Below are 14,714 nucleotides of genomic sequence, written 5' to 3'. Positions count from 1 at the left end.
GGGCGTTCCCAGACCTGGGAACGCCCTGTGCTGCTACCTAGTTGGGAGCGAGGAACCTACGAGAGCCGGAACGCCGGGTCCGCCGGCAGGTCGAAGCTGTGGTCCCTCGGCTCGGGCAGGAGTGCGGCGGTGAAGCTGAACCCCAAGCCGGGCAGGCCTGTCCCGTACAGGCGGCTGTCACGGATCTGGACGGGTGACGGCCCGGCGAGGATGCCCAGCTGTTCGAAGGAGGCGTCCTCCACATCCTCCACGCTGACGGCCTCGGCGAGGGTCAGGGCCAGCTGGCCGGACAGCTCGGGCAGCAGGTGCGGTGCCACCCGCACGCTGTTGGCCCGGGCCAGCTCAACGATCCGGCGGAAGGGCGTTATGCCGCCCACGCGGATGATGTTGGGCTGGATGATGTCCACGGCCCCGGCCTCGATGAAGTCCCGGAAACGGTAAATGGTGTGGACGTTCTCGCCCAGGGCGATGGGTACCCGCGACTGCTCCCGCAGGCGCCGGTAGGCCGAGAGGTCGTCGGCGCGGAGCGGTTCCTCCAGCCATTCCAGGCCGAACTGGCCCAGCACATCCAGTGCACGGAGGGCCGCGGGCAGGTCCCAGCGCTGGTTCGCGTCGATCATGAGCCTGCGGTCCGGGCCGAGCACCGATCGGACCGCGGCCACGCGTTCGGCGTCCTCCGCCAGGTCGGGCTTGCCCACCTTGATCTTCACGGCCTGGTGGCCCGCGGCCACCCACCGTTCGGTCTGCGCCACGAGTTCCTCGAGGGAGTAGTGCAGGTTCACGCCCGACCCGTAGACCTCCACGGATTCCCGCCGCTGGCCCAGCAGCCCGGCCACGGACACGCCGGCGGTGCGGGCCGCCAGGTCCCAGAGGGCCAGGTCGACGCCGGCCATCGCGATGGTGGTGAGCCCGCCGCCGCCGGCCTCGTGCAGCCGTTTCCAGAGCTGGTCCCAGACTACCTCCGGGTTCGCGTCCAGCCCGGTGATGAACGGGCCGATGTCGTGGTCAAGGAGGGCCTTGACCGCCTGCGGCCCGATGGTGGGCGTCCAGGAAAAACCGTGCCCCGCACCGCCGTCGTCCGTAAATAGACTGGTGGCGATGATGTGGTTTTCCGGCGCGTCGGCACCCCAACTGCGCCGCAGCGGCACCGTGATGAGGCGCGTGTGGAGCCCGGTGATCTTGGCTGCCATCAGCGGCCAGCCAGCTCGTGGCCTTTGGCCAGGATTGCCTTGAGCTCCAGGAGCTGGTCCTCGGTGGGATCAACCAGCGGGGGCCGGACCGGACCGACGGCCAGGCCGTTGAGGCGCAGCCCGGCCTTGATCAGGGAGACGCCGAAGCCGGGTGTCTGGTCGCGCAGGCGCACCAGGGGTGCGTAGAAGCCCTCGAGCAGGGCTTCCCGGCGGTCCTCATCGCCGCCGGCGTAGGCGTCGTAGTAGGCGGTGGCGATTTCCGGGGCCATGGCGAAGGCCGCCGAGGAGTACAGCGGGATGCCCAACCCGCGGTAGGCGCCCTGCGTCAGTTCGGCGGTCAGCAGGCCGTTGAAGAGCAGGAAGTCGTCCCGGCCGCTGGCCCTGACGGCGGAGACGATCTCCTGGGCCAGGCCGACGTCGCCGATGCCGTCCTTGAAGCCGATCACCTTGGGGTTGCCGGTCAGCTGCGCAATGGCCTTGGCCGTGAACTTGGCCGTGCCGCGATGGTACACGATCACCGGGAGGCTGCTCGCGCCGGCCACCGCCTCGATGTAGGCCACCACGCCGTCGGTGGGCCCGGTAACCAGGTACGGAGGCAGGACCAGCAGGGCGTCGGCGCCCGCCTCCTCGGCGGCGCGGGCCGCGGCTAGCGCGTGCCCCAGGGGTCCGCCGGCGCCGGCTATGACCGGCACCTGGCCGTTGACGGTTTCGACGGCGGCCGCCACCACTGTGCGCACCTCGTCGATGCTCAGGGCATGGAATTCGCCGGTTCCACACGCCGGAAACACCCCGCCGGGGCGGTGCGCCAGGCGCGAGGCGATGTGTTCCTTCAGGACCTCAACGTCCACTGCGCCGTCGGCGCGGAAGGGGGTGACGGGAAAGAACAGCACGCCGTCGAGTTTCATTTGGTCTCCTGTGATCCGGATGTGGCTGGTTCTGCGGGGGCTGGTCCTGCGGGGGCTGGTCCCGTGTGGGCCGGTCCTGTGGTGGCGCCGACGAGGGATTCGCCGGCCCGGAACTCGCCGGCGCTGGCTTCGTCGGCTTGGGCGAGTTCCGTGCGCCACGTGCGTTTGGGCTCCCAGCCGAGCAGCCGCTTGGCCTTGGCGATGGAAAAGGCGGGGCTGGTGCCGGTGAGTCCGGCGGCGTGCCCGGCGCTGCCGTCCACGAACCGGGGCAGAAGCGTGGCCAGCGGTTCGGTGGCCAGTGCATCGGCGGCGCCCACGAAGAAGGTCTCGCCGTTGGGGATGGAGTCCATCTTCCGCAGGAGAACGTCGAGGAACTCGGCCACATCCCGGGCATCCACGTAGTTGAAGAGGGCCGGCGCGGACAGGGCCGGGTCGGCGAGTCGTTCGCGGACGGTGTGCCCCTGCTGCGTCGGGGCGCCGTCCCATTCCTCCGGCGAGATGACGTAACAGGGCCGGAAGGCCGCATAGCGGATGCGGTCCCCCTGCGCGGCGGCGAACATCTGCACCGTCTGTTCCGCAATCTGCTTGGACAGCGCGTAGGCGTTCCAGGGGCGGGGCGTCGTGGCCTCGTCCACCGGGAAGGACTCCGGCAGCCAGCCGGCCGGCGAACCGTAGCCCAGGACGGTGGGGCTGCTGGCCGTGATGACCTTCCCGATCCCCAGGTCGGTGGCCGCACTGACCACCGCGAAGGCGAGCCGTGTGTTGGTGCTGAAGATGACATCCTCGGGCGCACTGAAAGGCACGGCAATAGCAGCGAGGTGGATGACGGCGTCGGGCGCTGTGCGTTCCAGGAGGCGGAACGCCTCGCCGGGAACCAGCAGGTCCGCCGTTTCCTGTTCGACGCCGGCGGGGAACGTGCCGTCCGGGACGGCGTCCCGGTCCGCCGAGACTACCTCGTGGCCCGCCCCGGCAAGGCCGGCGACCACGCTGCGTCCCAGCCGCCCGGCGCCGCCGGTGACAAGAATTCTGCTCATGGTGTTGTTTCCTGTTTCTGCTGGGTCAGGCGCGGCCGTGGCGCAGTTCGACGCCCAGGCCGAGCTCGCTGATGCGGACGGGGAGTTCGGTCTCGAGCGATGCGTTGCCCGCGATGCCAACGGACACGGAGCGCAGCCCGTCGAGGTAGCCGGAGGGCCTGCCCAGCGGATCCTCGCCGGGGCCGTTGAAGAGGTCGGACAGCAGGAGGTTGTCGCCGCCGCCGTGACCGCCCTCGCCGTTGACGATGGGCACCTCATAGGCGGGCTCCCAGTGACGCTGGACCACGAGGCGTTCACCGTTGCGGCGCACGGCGTCGTCCTCCTCCACGGGCGTCGCGGACGGGTCCACCACGGTTTTCTGGTCGGTGCTGTGGACGACGGCGGCACGCTCCACCACCTCCAGCTCGGCCCGGCCTTCGGTGCCGTTGACGGCAACCCGGTAGCCCTCCCACGGGCTGTGGGCGTTCAGGGAGTAGCTGAGCGTGGGCCCACCGTCGTAGTCCACCGTGAGCGCCAGGTTGTCTTCGATGGTGATGCCCGCCGTGAAGACGTCCTGGTCCCGGCGGTAACCGTCGAACTTCTCGTTGTCGTAGTACAGCTCGCGCAGCCGCTCGTCCTCACGGAGGTCCAGGGCGAAGGGGTCCCGGGTCCCTTCCGCTTCCTGGACCGTGCCGTTCTCCGTGGCGGCGCGCTCTGTGGTGCCGCGCTCCGGCCGTGCTCCGAGGCCGCGCTCCGCGGCATTTTTGGCGCCGTAGAACCGCAGCCCGCCGGAGGCGTAGACCCGCTCGGGAACGTCGTCGATCCACCAGTTCACCAGGTCGAAGTGGTGGGAGGCCTTGTGGATGAGCAGGCCGCCGGAGTTCTGCTTGTCGCGGTGCCAGCGGCGGAAGTAATCGGCGCCGTGAACGGTGTCCAGGGCCCAGCTGAAGTCGATCGACGTGACCTTGCCGATCACTCCGTCCTGGATGACCTGCTTGAGCGCGCTGTTCCGCGGTGAGTAGCGGTAGTTGAAGGTGACCACCACGTTGCGGCCGGTGGCCGCCACGGCTGAGGTGATGCGGCGGCAGCCCTCGGCGTCGATGGTCAGCGGCTTTTCAACCACGACGTCGGCCCCCGCCTCCAGCGCCTCGACGATGTAGTCGGCGTGGGTGTAGTCCGGGGTGGTGACGATGACGCGGTCGATCGCGTTGGTCCTGATGTATTCGGTCAGACTGCCGGGCTCGAACGAGTCGGCCGGACCCGCCGCGCCGAGTTCCTGGATGAGCCGCTGGTAGTACTCCACGCGGCCGGGATTGGCGTCCGAGAGGGCCACCAGCTCGGCCACGTCCGCGTGCTGGCCGAGGATGGCGCGGATGTACATTTCCGAGCGGCCTCCGGTGCCGATCAGGGCGATGCGGGACCGCGTGACCGGTGTTTTCGTATCAGGCTGTGGCTGCCGGGCGGTGTCGACGTTGACCATGGGTGGGCCCCTTTCCAAAGGCGGTAGGCGGGCCGCTTGACGCCCTGCCCACATGAAGGAAGAATCCTGAGAAAGCGTTTTCTCGAAACGTTATAAGCTTTGTATCAAGACACCGGCGAGCGCGTCAACCATCGTTCGCAAAAGCCGGAGGGGCCGCAGCAGCGGCACGCGGCCACGGACAGGGAAGGAAGCACATGGGCAGGAGAACGGGCACCCGGCGCATCGGCATTGCGGACGTCGCCATCAAGGCCGGCGTCTCGCATGCCACCGTTTCCCGCGTGATGAACGGCAACTTCACTGTGGACCCGGCCATCGCGGAGCGCGTGCGGGATGCCGCGGCCGAACTGAACTACCAGCCAAATCCCGTGGGCCGCAGCCTGGCCCTGGGCAAGACCGACACCATCGGCATCGTGGTGCCGGACCTCGCCAACCCCACGTTCCAGGCCATTCTGCGGGGATTGAGCATGGCCGCAGCCCAGGACGGCTACCGGGTGCTTATTGCGGATTCGTCGGAAGTCTCCAGCGAGGAGGCGATCCTGGCCGGGGAAGCACGGCGGCGCTGCGACGGGCTGGTGCTGTGTGCGCCCCGCATGGCCGACGCCGAACTTGAGGAGCTGGCCCCCTCACTGCACCCCATGGTCCTGATCAACCGCAGCACCACGGAAACCCGAGTGCCCAGCCTCGAGGTGGACTACGGCCAGGGCGTGCAGGAGCTCGCGGAACACCTGGTCCTTTTGGGTCACACCCGAATCGCCTTCCTCGCCGGCCCGGCCCGAAGCGCCTCCAACCGTGCCCGCATGGAGGGACTCGACAAGTTCCGGGCCGCCCATCCCGACGTCGAACTCCGGATGCTCGAGGGCGGGTCCAGCTTCGAGACCGGCCATGAAGCGGTGGACGAGGTGCTGGCCAGCGGGGCCACCGGCGTCCTGGCATTCAACGACCTCGTGGCCATGGGACTGCTCAGCGGACTGCACGAACGCGGCGTCCGCGTTCCCGAGGACATCTCCATCACCGGCTTCGACGACATCCCCTTCGCCCGGTACACCACCCCGCCGCTGACCACCGCCGCGGTGCCGATCACGGAACTCGGCGAACGGTCATGGCACAGCCTGCGGGCCCTCATCCGCAGCACCGAGGCACCCGACGAGGAATCCACCTTCCAGCCGCGCCTGGAGATCCGGGGAAGCACGGGTCCCGCGGCAAACCAGCCGCGGAGCTAGGGCTTTGCCGGGGCCAGGAGCACGTCGACGAGCTCCTTCAGGCCGCCGGCCATGTCCACGTTCTTGTCGTACAGCCACTGCAGCTGAAGGCCGTCGAACGCGGCGATGACCAGCCGCGCGAGTGACTCCGCCCCGACGTCAGACCGGACCTCCCCAGCGTCCTGGCGCCGGCCGATATCCAGCGCCAGCTCCTCCACCAGCTGGGAGTACCTGTCCTGGAAGTAGCCGTGCGAGGCATGCCCGGGGTCGTTGGCCGTTGCCGACGCCACGGCATACAGCGTGGTCAGCCCGGGCTCCTTCCCGTTCCGCTCCGCCACGGACGCCAGGATGGGCAGGCCAAACTCGGCGAGCCCCCCAATGTCCCTGCTGCGGCGGTCCCGTTCGGCAAGCACCGCCGTCAGCAGCTCCTGCTTGCCACTGAAGTAGTGGAAGAGGGTGGCTTCCTTGACCCCCACGAGTTCGGCCACACGCTTGAGGGCGGTGCCCTCGAAACCTTCGGTGGCGAAGACATCTGTAGCGGTTTGGATGATCTGCTCGCGGCGTTCGGCGCCTTTGGCGTACTGCCCGCGGGGCTTGGATGGGGACATTGGGCCAGTTTATTTCACGGCATTGATCCACCGGGCGACAAGCCAATATCGAGCAAAACCTAGTCACACTAGGTTTTTGGCGCTACGCTTTTCTCCGAGGCCCAACGGTGGGTCACTTTTCGTCAGGAGGCAATGTGGCCATCGAATCCCTATCCGAGGAGACCGCGGCTCCGCCCGCACTCTCCCCAACCGCAGGACTGCCCCTCAAGGCGCCGCGGGCCTACGTCGTCGGCATGCCCATCGCCAGTGCCGGCCTCTGGATGGCCCTGCTCGCACCGGCCCTCGTCGTCCTCGCCATCAAAGTCTCCGAGATCACCACCCCGGAAACCAGGGCCGGAGCACTGAGCCTCGTGGCCGGCGTCGGGGCCGTCATCGCCCTGCTGGCCAACCCGTTCTTCGGACGCCTGAGTGACCGCACCACGTCCCGGTTCGGAATGCGCAAGCCGTGGATCGTTGGCGGTTCCCTGATCGGGCTCGGCGCGCTCTTCCTCCTGGGTCTCGCCGGCGATGTGCCCGGCGTCCTGGGCTCATGGGTTGTGGCGCAGCTGGGGTTCAACGCCGCACTGGCGGCCCTCGTGGCGACGCTCCCGGACCAGGCGGCCCCCGCCGAGCGCGGCCGCCTCTCGGGCCTCATCGGCATGACCCTGCCGGTCGGCCTGGTGGCTGCTGCCTACTTCGCCCAGCTCTTCGACAATGCCTTCCAGATGGCGGTGGTTCCCGGCATCGTGGGCACCGCCCTGGCCATCAGTTTCGCCTTCACGTTCAAGGACCGCGTGCTCACTGAACGGCCGGCACCCCTGAACCTCAAGGAAATCCTGGGGTCCTTCTACTTCGATCCGCGCCTCCACCCCGGCCTCGGCTGGGCCTGGCTGACCAAGTTCATGGTCTATGTTGGCTACTGCGCGGGCCTGCTCTACCTGCCGTACTTCTTCGCGGACCAGCTCCATGTGGCAGAGGAGAGCATTCCCTCCCTGGTCTTCCAGGCAACCCTGGTCAGCTCCGCCGGAACCGTGGTCACCAGCATCGCGGGCGGCTGGATCAGCGACCGGATCGGCAAGCGCAAGACCCTGGTCATCGCCTCCAGCCTCATCATCATGGCCGGCCTCATCGTCATCGCCATGAGCACCGGCACAGACCAGGTCCTGGTGGGCCAGGCGATCGTGGGCCTGGGCCTTGGCTGCTTCGGCGCCGTTGACGTGGCCCTCATCGCCGACCTGCTGCCCAGCGACCAGGCCGAGAACGCCAAGACCTTCGGGGTCTTCAACATTGCCCAGGCCCTCCCCCAGTCAATCGTGCCCGCCGTCGCCTTCCCCGTCATTGCCCTGGGTGGCTACCCCGCCCTCTTCCTCGGCGGGGCCGTCGTCGGCATCATCGGCGCCGTCCTCGTCACCCGCATCAAAGGAGTCAAGTAAATGAACGCCACCCTGTCCGCGCAGAAGACCGCCCAGGTGGACACCCAGCTGCCGGAGGACGTCGAGGCGCGCCTGCGCGAACTGGCCGGAAGCCTGGGCCTGGAACAGCAGGTGAGGCTGCTGACCGGCGCCGATGTCTGGTCCACCCATGCCCTGCCGGAAATCGGCCTCAGCCGGATTGTGCTGTCCGACGGCCCTGCCGGCGTCCGAGGCGAAGATTTTGACGAGCGCCACGACTCCGTCTCCCTGCCGTCGTCGTCCGCCCTGTCCGCCACTTGGAGCGTGGACATCGCCCGCCGCTACGGCCAGGTGCTCGGCCAGGAGGCGCGCCGCAAGGGCGTCCACGCCGTCCTCGGCCCCACCATCAACCTGCACCGTTCCCCGCTGGGCGGCCGCCACTTCGAATGCATGAGCGAGGATCCGCGCCTCACCGCCACCCTGGCCGCCGGCTACGTTTCCGGCGTGCAGTCCATGGGGGTGGGCGCCACCCCCAAGCACTACCTCGCCAACGAGGCCGAGACCGACCGCTTTACCTCCGATTCCGTCGTCGACGAACGGCCCCTTCGCGAGCTTTACCTGGCTGCGTTCGAGGACGCCATCACCGAAGCCCGCGCCTGGCTGGTCATGAGCTCCTACAACTCCATCAACGGCACCACCGCCAGCGAGAACAAGCTCCTCGAAACGCCGCTGTCCACCGAGTGGGGCTTCGACGGCGTCGTGGTTTCGGACTGGACCGGCGTCCGCTCGGTGGATGCCGCCAACGCCCACCAGGACCTGGAGATGCCCGGACCGGTAGGCCACTGGGGCGCCAAACTGCTCGCCGCCGTCGAGGACGGCCGCGTCAGCCGGGAAACGATCCTGGAAAAGGTCACCCGCATCCTGCGCCTCGCCGCCAGGGTCGGTTCACTCGACGGCTTCGAGGCGGTCACCGCATTCCCCGCGGAACTCGACGGCGCACAGGTGGCCCGCGAGGTGGCCGTCCGCGGCGCCGTGCTGGTCCGCAACGCGGGCGGCCTGCTCCCCCTCGACGCCAAGGCACTCGGCAGCGTCGCCGTCATCGGCCACAACGCCGAAGAGGCCCGTACGCAGGGCGGGGGCAGCGCCACCGTCATGCCCAAGTACACCGTCTCGCCGCTGGAGGGCCTGCGCAAGGCACTGCCCGACGACGTCACCGTGACATACGCCCGCGGCGCCAAGGTGGCCGAGGGGCTGCAGCCGTTCGCCCGCAGTGCCCTGCACAATCCGGTCAGCGGTGTGCCCGGCATGCGCGTAACCTTCCTGGCGGCCGACGGAACGGAGATCTCGGGTGAGGACCGGCTGGCTTCGCACTTGATCTGGTTCGGCGTCGGCATTCCGGAGGGCACGGCGGCCATCCGCATGCAGACCGAATGGACAGCGGAAACCGCCGGCGTGCGCCACCTCGGTGTGGGCACGGTGGGCCACATCGCCGTCTCCGTTGACGGGACGGAGGTCTTCAACGGCGAACTTGAGGACGACACAGACGTCCTGGGCGCGGCCCTGTTCGACCCGCCGCAGACCATCCACGCCTTCGAGGCCACCGCCGGCCAGAGGTTCGCCATCGACGCCCTGTACCAGATGCCGCAGCAGCAGGAGATTCCGCTGACAGCCATCCTGCTCGGCGAGGAGGCCATCGTCGCCGACCCCCAGGCCGAGATCCGGGCGGCCGTCGAGGCGGCACGGACGGCCGACGTCGCCGTCGTCGTGGTGGGCACCAACGCCGCGATCGAATCCGAGGGCTTCGACCGCAAGGACCTGGACCTCCCGGGCCTCCAGAACGAACTTGTTGAGGCCGTGGCCGCGGTCAATCCGCGCACGGTCGTGGTGGTCAACGCCGGCTCGCCGGTGCTGATGCCGTGGCTGGACAGGGTCAGCTCGGTGCTGCTGGGCTGGTTCGGCGGGCAGGAGTTCGGCACTGCGGTGGCGGACATCCTGCTCGGCAAGGAAGAGCCCGGCGGCCGGCTTCCCACCACGTGGCCGGCGGCGCTCGGGGACGTCCCCGTGCTGAACACCACGCCCGTTGACGGCAAGGTGGTCTACAGCGAGGGCATCCACGTGGGCTACCGCGCCTGGCTCAGGCAGCAGGCTGGGGGCGGCGCCGCCCCGCTCCTGCCATTTGGGTACGGCCTCGGCTACACGACGTTCGAACTCGGCACCGCCTCCGCGCCGCAGTCCGTTCCGGCCGGCCAGGACATCGTGGTGCACGTCCCCGTCCGGAACACCGGCACGCGCACCGGCCGCGAAGTGGTCCAGGTCTACCTGTCCCGCGAGGATTCGGCGGTGGAGCGGCCCGTCCGCTGGCTGGCCGGATACGCCGGTACGCATCTGGCCGCGGGCGGCACGGACACCGTTGAGGTGCGGATCCCGGCCCGCGCCTTTGGCCATTACGACGGCGGCTGGCAGGCTGAGCGCGGCCCGTTCCGCGTGCTGGTGGGCCGGCACGCGGCGGACGACTTCCAGGCGCTGGAGGTCGAGGTCCGCTAACCCGTCAACCCAACTGACTCGCAGTTAATGTCGTTTTGACCGCTCATAACGACATCAATTGCGAGCCAGTTGGGAAAGTCAGCTACGGCCGGGCCGGGTCCGGACCCTTCGGGCCCAGCCCGGCTTCGCTGTAGTACCCCCGGATGTGGGCGGCAACCAGCTCGGCTGCCCGGCCGCCGTCGTCCTTCCTGATGGCTGCCAGGATCTCCCGGTGCTCGGCCCGGAGCCGGGACGCGGTGGCGCCCCAGTCCGGCAGGTTCGCGGTCAGCTGCCCCGCGTAGCCCTGGATGGCCTCGCGCAGGGACCCCATCATGGCGCTGACCACGGCGTTGCCGGCGGCGTCCGCCAGGGCCAGATGGAAGCGGACGTCCAGGGCCAGGAAGTCATCGACGGCGTGGCCCTCGTCCATGTCGTCGAGCAGGGCCCCGGCCAGGTTAAGTGCGGGGGCATCCGGTCTGGCCCGGGCCGCGGCCCAGGACTCGAGCAGCACGCGCGTTTCCACCACGTCCTCCACCGGCAGGTGCTGCGTGGCCACGTGCAGCCGCAGCGCTGAGCCGAGTGCCGCCGTCGGATCCGAGATCACCACCGTCCCTGCCTCGGGGCCGGACCCTACGCCTGCCCGGACCACGCCCATGGCTTCGAGCACCCGGATGGCCTCGCGGACAGAGGTGCGGGAGACGCCGAGCTGCTCGGCCAGGGTCCGCTCGGCCGGAAGGCGGCCTCCGACGGCGAGCTGGCCTCCGGAGAGCTGGTCCTCGATCCACCGCAGGACAAGTTGGTGCGTGCGCATGAGCCCATCGTACTTGATGTGGTTGGACCACATGCTTTAGAGTGTGGTTAGACCACAGCGGGGAGGCTCCTGTTCAGCATCTCCCGGCACGCCCACGGAGGAACGCCATGACCCACACCATCCAGCCGAGCAACCCCGAGACCACCCCGGCCCCGGACGCTACGGACATCGCGGCCACGCGCCCCGGCACCGGCACCGGCACCGGCACCGGCGTCGCTGCCGCAGCCGCTGCTGCCGCGGCAGCCGCCGCCGTCCCGGCCGCGCTGAAGCGCCGCATCCCGAAGTACTCGGACCTCGCCCCGCTCATGCAGTTCAAGAAGCCCGAGTTCAGCAAGGAAGCGCGGCTCAAGCGCGCCAGCACCGTCTGGGAGCTGCGCGACATCGCCAAGCGCCGCACCCCGCAGGCCCCCTTTGACTACACCGACGGCGCGGCAGAGTCCGAGATCACCCTGCGGCGTGCCCGCGAGGCGTTCCTGGACATCGAGTTCCGCCCCGGCATCCTGCGGAACGTCTCCAGTATCGACCTGAGCACCGACATTCTGGGCAAGCCCTCCCGGCTCCCCGTGGGCATCGCCCCCACCGGTTTCACCCGGATGATGCAGTCCGAAGGCGAGTACGCCGGTTCGCGGGCCGCCGAAGCCGCAGGCATCCCCTACACGCTCTCCACCATGGGCACCGCCTCCATCGAGGACGTGGCCGCGGCGGCACCCAACGGCCGGAACTGGTTCCAGCTGTATCTCTGGACGGACCGGGACCGCTCCCTCGAGCTGATCGAGCGCGCAGCGAAGGCCGGGAACGACACCCTGATGGTCACGGTGGACACCGCCGTCGCCGGGGCGCGGCTCCGCGATGTCCGCAACGGCATGACCATCCCGCCGGCACTGACCCTGAAGACCGTCCTGGACGCGTCCTACCGCCCGGCCTGGTGGTTCAACTTCCTCACCCACGAGCCGCTCACCTTCGCGTCGCTCTCGCGGTACACGGGCACGGTGGCAGACCTCATCAACTCGATGTTCGACCCCACCCTCACCTTCGAGGACCTGGACTGGCTGCGCGAAACCTGGAAGGGCAAGCTCGTGGTCAAGGGAATCCAGACCGTGGACGACGCCCGAAAGGTGGTGGACCACGGCGCCGACGGCATCGTGCTCTCCAACCACGGCGGCCGCCAGCTGGACCGCGCCCCCATCCCGTTCCACCTGCTGCCCGAGGTTTCGAAGGCCCTCAAGAAGGACAACTCCGACGCCGCGATCATGCTGGACACCGGCATCATGAGCGGCGCCGACATCATCGCCGCCCTGGCCGTCGGTGCCGACTTCACGCTCATCGGCCGCGCCTACCTGTACGGGCTCATGGCCGGCGGCCGGGCGGGTGTCGACCGCGTCCTGCAGATCCTCGAAAAGGACATGGCCCGCACCATGGCGCTGCTGGGCGTCAGCAGCATCTCCGAGCTGACCCCGGACCACGTGCGGATCCTCGGCAAGTAACGGCCCCTCCGCCCAACTGACTCGCAGTAGTTGACGTTTTGAGGCTCCAAAACGACAACAACTGCGAGTCAGTTGGGTGGGTCTACTTTTTGCGGCCGAACTTGGGCAGGTTCGCCAGCAGGTCGGCGGCCTTCGTCGCGGCGCGGCCCACGGTGCGGCCGATCTGCTGCGGGACGGTGTCGTCCTGGCCGGCGGGTCCGGGTACCTGTCCGCCGGCAACCACGACGGCGGGACTCAGCTGGCCGCTCGCCGGTCGCCCGGGTGCGTGCGTGGCGTCATCCGCCGCGCTGCCGGCATGTGCCACTGCGTCGGCCCCGGCCGCCGCGAAGGCGTCCGGGATCTCTGAGGCCGGCTCGGCCGCCGGGCCGGACGCGGCCGGGGCGGGAGTTCCGGCGGACACGGCGGCCCGGCCAGTACCGGACTGGACTTCCTCAGCCTGCTGGCTTGCGGCGTGCGGTGACGCTGTGGCGGACGCCGGGCGTCCGACGTCGAACGTCTCCAGCCAGCTTGCGACGCCGGCCAGCGGCTTGGGATTGAGCGCGTAGTACCGCTTCTGGCCCTGCGCGCGCATGCTGACCAGGTCGGCTTCGCGGAGCACCTTCAGGTGTTTGGAGATGGTGGGCTGGCTGGCGGCGAGCTCCTCGACCAGCTCCCCCACAGCTTTGTCCCCCGCCTGGAGGGACACGAGAATGTCGCGCCGCGTTGCCTCAGCAATGACGGCAAATACGTCGTCTGTCACCATGAGACCCACCCTAGCGACATATACGCCGAATGGCATCTACTATTTCGCGGGCGGGTTGCCCCGTGAAGGGACTCGGACCTAGTCGAACCAGGGATCCAGGCCGTACAGGGGGAAGACTTCCTTGCGCGTGGCCATCACGGTGCGGTCGATGTCGTCGTTGGGATCGAAGCCCACCTCCCAGGAGCGCCACCAGACGTCGGCGTCGTCGCCCATGGTCTCGGGCGTGTCAACGCCGTAGCGCTCCTGCACATACGACCGCCACGCCTCCGGCACGGGCGTCCGCAGCGGCACCGGACGGTTTGCAGCGATGCCGATCAGGTGGCTCCACGTCCGCGGCACCACGCCCGTGATGTGGTACCCGCCGCCGCCGGTGGCGATCCAGCGGTCTTCGCAGTACCGGGCGGCGAGGCCCGCGACGGCGGATGCGGCCTCGCGCTGTCCGTCGACGCTGACGTTGAGATGGGTGAGCGGATCGAGCCGGTGCGAGTCGCAGCCGTGCTGGCTGACGATGACCTCAGGCGCGAACGCGCCAACGAGCTGCGGGACCACGGCATGGAATGCCCGCAGCCAGCCGGCGTCCCCCGTCCCGGCGGGCAGTGCCACATTCACCGCGCTGCCCAAGGCCCCGGGGCCGCCGATCTCGTTGGCGAATCCAGTGCCGGGGAACAGGGACATTCCGGTCTCATGCAGGGAGATGGTGAGGACGCGGGGGTCGTCCCAGAAGATGCTCTGCGTCCCGTCGCCGTGGTGGGCATCGACGTCGATGTATGCCACGCGCTGCACGCCGCCGTCGAGCAGTTTCCGGAGCGCCAAAGCGGCATCGTTGTAGACGCAAAAGCCGCTGGCGCGGTCCCGCGACGCATGGTGCAGCCCGCCGCCGAAGTTCACGGCCCGCACTGCCGAGCCGTCCAGGATCGAGCCCGCCGCGAGCAGGGAACCGCCGGCCAGGCGGGCCGCGGCCTCGTGCATTCCGGCAAAGGCGGGATCATCCTCGGTGCCCAGCCCGTAGGACTCGTCCGCGGCGGCCGGATTGTCGCTGGCCCGGCGCACCGCGGCCACAAAGTCGGGGCTGTGGACGGTGGTGAGTTCGCCGTCGTCGGCCACGTCCGGGGCAGCCAACGTGACGTGGGCGAGGTCCAGCAGGCCCAGGCTCCCGGCCAGCCGGGCTGTCAGGTCCATGCGCTCGGGTGCCATGGGGTGGCCCGGGCCGAAGTTATACGCCGTCATGGCGGCGTCCCACACCACCGTCGTTGGCAATGCGGGGAGGCTGAGTCCGGGCTGGAATGTCATTACTGACAGGCTACCGGAGCGCGGTCTGCTCCCGGGCCCGGCCACGGCGCGGGGATTAGTGGTTTACTACTGGAGGAAGCAGAGTCAATCGAGGAACAG

At 69.2% G+C, this 14,714-nt stretch carries 12 protein-coding genes; 4 read left to right on the top strand and 8 right to left on the bottom strand.

Annotation, left to right across the window (positions count from 1 at the left end; genetic code table 11):
- Positions 1-56 precede the first annotated feature (56 nt).
- Genes ACFQ50_RS08695 through ACFQ50_RS08680 form a run of 4 tightly spaced genes read right to left on the bottom strand, consistent with a single transcriptional unit; the run spans position 57 to position 4,588 of the window.
- The gene (locus tag ACFQ50_RS08695) at positions 57-1,190 is read right to left on the bottom strand and encodes a mandelate racemase/muconate lactonizing enzyme family protein (protein WP_377995119.1); all 1,134 of its coding nucleotides are present in this window, start codon (positions 1,188-1,190) and stop codon (positions 57-59) included.
- On the bottom strand, positions 1,190-2,095 hold the full coding sequence (locus tag ACFQ50_RS08690) for a 5-dehydro-4-deoxyglucarate dehydratase (protein ID WP_377995118.1): 906 nt from the start codon (positions 2,093-2,095) through the stop codon (positions 1,190-1,192). The genes ACFQ50_RS08695 and ACFQ50_RS08690 overlap by 1 nt, the downstream gene beginning before the upstream one ends.
- Positions 2,092-3,129: an NAD-dependent epimerase/dehydratase family protein gene (locus ACFQ50_RS08685; RefSeq protein ID WP_377995117.1), complete on the bottom strand. Its 1,038-nt coding sequence runs from the start codon at positions 3,127-3,129 to the stop codon at positions 2,092-2,094. The genes ACFQ50_RS08690 and ACFQ50_RS08685 overlap by 4 nt, the downstream gene beginning before the upstream one ends.
- A 25-nt stretch (positions 3,130-3,154) precedes the next feature.
- Positions 3,155-4,588, bottom strand: a complete 1,434-nt coding sequence (locus ACFQ50_RS08680) for a Gfo/Idh/MocA family protein (protein WP_377995116.1) — start codon at positions 4,586-4,588, stop codon at positions 3,155-3,157.
- A gap of 194 nt (positions 4,589-4,782) precedes the next feature.
- On the opposite strand from ACFQ50_RS08680, the gene ACFQ50_RS08675 reads away from it, so the two are divergent.
- Positions 4,783-5,808, top strand: coding sequence for a LacI family DNA-binding transcriptional regulator (locus ACFQ50_RS08675; protein WP_377995115.1), 1,026 nt, complete (start codon positions 4,783-4,785; stop codon positions 5,806-5,808).
- On the opposite strand, the gene ACFQ50_RS08670 is transcribed toward ACFQ50_RS08675, so the two are convergent.
- Positions 5,805-6,395, bottom strand: a complete 591-nt coding sequence (locus tag ACFQ50_RS08670) for a TetR/AcrR family transcriptional regulator (RefSeq protein WP_377995114.1) — start codon at positions 6,393-6,395, stop codon at positions 5,805-5,807. The two genes, ACFQ50_RS08675 and ACFQ50_RS08670, sit on opposite strands and share 4 nt — an antisense overlap.
- Positions 6,396-6,529: 134 nt before the next feature.
- Between ACFQ50_RS08670 and ACFQ50_RS08665 the strand changes: the two genes are divergently transcribed.
- Entirely contained in the window at positions 6,530-7,807 is a 1,278-nt protein-coding gene (locus ACFQ50_RS08665; protein WP_377995113.1) for an MFS transporter, read from the top strand.
- The gene (locus ACFQ50_RS08660) at positions 7,808-10,309 is read left to right on the top strand and encodes a beta-glucosidase (protein ID WP_377995112.1); all 2,502 of its coding nucleotides are present in this window, start codon (positions 7,808-7,810) and stop codon (positions 10,307-10,309) included.
- A gap of 82 nt (positions 10,310-10,391) precedes the next feature.
- Here ACFQ50_RS08660 and ACFQ50_RS08655 read toward each other — a convergent pair whose 3' ends face one another.
- A complete protein-coding gene (locus ACFQ50_RS08655) occupies positions 10,392-11,099 on the bottom strand; it encodes a FadR/GntR family transcriptional regulator (protein WP_377995111.1) in 708 nt (235 codons plus the stop codon).
- Positions 11,100-11,206: 107 nt separating this feature from the next.
- On the opposite strand from ACFQ50_RS08655, the gene ACFQ50_RS08650 reads away from it, so the two are divergent.
- The gene (locus ACFQ50_RS08650; RefSeq protein ID WP_377995110.1) at positions 11,207-12,583 is read left to right on the top strand and encodes an alpha-hydroxy-acid oxidizing protein; all 1,377 of its coding nucleotides are present in this window, start codon (positions 11,207-11,209) and stop codon (positions 12,581-12,583) included.
- Between the two features lie 82 nt (positions 12,584-12,665).
- Here the strand turns inward: ACFQ50_RS08650 and ACFQ50_RS08645 are convergent, their stop codons facing one another.
- Together ACFQ50_RS08645 and ACFQ50_RS08640 are read right to left on the bottom strand one after the other, a co-directional pair.
- Positions 12,666-13,325 carry an ArsR/SmtB family transcription factor gene (locus tag ACFQ50_RS08645; RefSeq protein ID WP_377995109.1) on the bottom strand — a complete coding sequence of 220 codons (660 nt, stop codon included), beginning with the start codon at positions 13,323-13,325 and terminating at the stop codon, positions 12,666-12,668.
- 78 nt (positions 13,326-13,403) lie between these two features.
- Positions 13,404-14,615, bottom strand: coding sequence for an acetoin utilization protein AcuC (locus ACFQ50_RS08640; RefSeq protein WP_377995108.1), 1,212 nt, complete (start codon positions 14,613-14,615; stop codon positions 13,404-13,406).
- Between the last annotated feature and the right edge of the window lie 99 nt (positions 14,616-14,714).

The organism is Arthrobacter sp. NPDC056493 (assembly GCF_042795115.1).
Taxonomy (GTDB): Bacteria; Actinomycetota; Actinomycetes; order Actinomycetales; family Micrococcaceae; genus Arthrobacter.
Note: the sequence above shows the minus strand (reverse complement) of the source record. Positions and strands in the feature narration are given on the sequence as shown.